This window comes from Halomonas sp. OfavH-34-E, assembly GCF_024124525.1.
In the GTDB taxonomy this organism is placed as follows: Bacteria; Pseudomonadota; Gammaproteobacteria; order Pseudomonadales; family Halomonadaceae; genus Halomonas; species Halomonas litopenaei.
In genome coordinates this window covers 1-1466 of the sequence record NZ_JAMXRY010000121.1, presented here as the reverse complement: position 1 = coordinate 1466, position 1466 = coordinate 1, and the positions used below count along the sequence as shown (strand labels likewise).

Sequence of the window (1466 nt, the reverse complement as noted above, 5' to 3'; positions counted from 1 at the left end):
TGGCGAGGTAGCCGCGAGCCCGCCAGGCCCTGAGCGGGTGACGCAGGGTCCGCGCCAGTCCCAGGTTCGGCGCCGTATCGAGGATCATCCGGGGCGGGCAGCCGGCGTTGAGGTACTGCCAGGCCAGCAGGTACAGCAGTGGCCCGTTGCCCGCCAGCACCGGCGGCCCCTCGGTCAGCAGCGCGCCCTGCTTCATCAGGATCTGGGCGGCGCCGGCTTGCATCACCCCAGGTAGCTGCCAGCCGGGGAAGGGCCAGCCCCGCTCCATGGCGCCAGTGGCGATGATCAGACGCTCCGCAACCAGTTCCCGGCTGATGCCATCGTGCCCCCGCACGCCTAGCCGATGGGCGTCGTTCAGGGCGTCGTTCAGGGCATCGCCCAGCGCCTCGATCCACCACACCCGCGTGCCCGGGCGATAGTCGATCTCGCCCCGCCTGGCGGCATCCAGGAAGGCGCCGACCAGGGCCCGACCGCGATGGTAGTCCTTGCCCATAACGGCGGCGTCGAGCTGGGGCTGGTCGAGATCGCGATAGATCTGCCCGCCCGGCGCCCTGGCCTGATCCAGTACCAGCGCGCGCAGGCCGGCCTCGGCCAGTCTCAGGGCCGCCGCCATGCCGGCAGGGCCGGCGCCGAGCACCACCACTCGGGCGCGGTCCTTGCTGCCGTCGGTGGCGTCGGTGACGTCGGTTTCCTTCGGCTCACAGGTCTGCATCGTCGCGCCCCCTTAGGTCGTCACCACTGGCATGGTTGGTGGTGTCCAACCGGGAAGCCGTCGCTGTCTCTTCGTCGAGCTGACGGCGTACCCGCATGCCCTGCTCCACCGTGACCAGACAGCCCTGCCGATTGGGGGCATCGTCGATGGTAATCAGGCAGTCGTGGCACACCCCCATCATGCACAGCGGCGCGCGATGGCCACCGGCGGCGTGGCGGCGGTAGCCAGCAGCGCCCTGGTGCATCAGCACCGCGGCCGCCACGCTAAGCGTCGAGGGCACCTGGTATGGTGCGCCGTCGATGGTGATGGTGACCTCGGGTGTGGCCGTGGCCCTTTCATGCCGCTTGAGCATCGAAGCGTCCTCCCGAGAAGAGCGGATAGCGCTCGGTGAGCCGATCATCGTCCAGCGCTGCGGCCAGCTCATCGGCGTGAAAGGCGGCCAGGGTGATGCCGCTGTGGCAGCTCAGGTTGTAGGCCCCGGGATAGCGCTGCGAGGCCTCGTAGACGGGGCAGCCGTCCGGCGTCATGATCCTCAGCGCCGCCCAGCTGCGCACCAGCCGCGCCGACGCCAGATCGGGATAGATGGTCACCGCCCGCCGCGCCAGGGCGTGCAGGGTATCGAGGGTGACCCGGGTGTCGTGGCCGACGTGCTCGAGCACGTCGCCGATCAGGTAGCCGCCGCTCGCCGTCTGGCGAATCTGCGGTGTCGGCAGGCGGCCGGCGGCGGGCAGGCGCTCGCTGACCAGCACCTGGC

3 protein-coding genes are annotated in these 1466 nt (G+C 70.6%); all 3 read right to left on the bottom strand.

All coding sequences use genetic code 11. The annotated features are described in order from the left end of the window. Positions 1 to 712, bottom strand: a 712-nt coding sequence (locus NH448_RS23430; protein WP_253029598.1) for an FAD-dependent oxidoreductase, incomplete at its 3' end; no start/stop codon positions are given. Continuing rightward, positions 699 to 1064, bottom strand: coding sequence for a (2Fe-2S)-binding protein (locus NH448_RS23425; RefSeq protein WP_222569669.1), 366 nt, complete (start codon positions 1062 to 1064; stop codon positions 699 to 701). The genes NH448_RS23430 and NH448_RS23425, both read right to left, overlap by 14 nt. Further along, on the bottom strand, positions 1048 to 1466 hold a 419-nt coding region (locus NH448_RS23420; protein ID WP_253029597.1), incomplete at its 5' end, for an FAD-dependent oxidoreductase. The genes NH448_RS23420 and NH448_RS23425, both read right to left, overlap by 17 nt.

Excerpts from the sequence above, each read along its gene's own strand:
- NH448_RS23425 (WP_222569669.1), bottom strand. The coding sequence starts at position 1,064 with ATGCTCAAGCGGCATGAAAGGGCCACGGCCACACCCGAGGTCACCATC.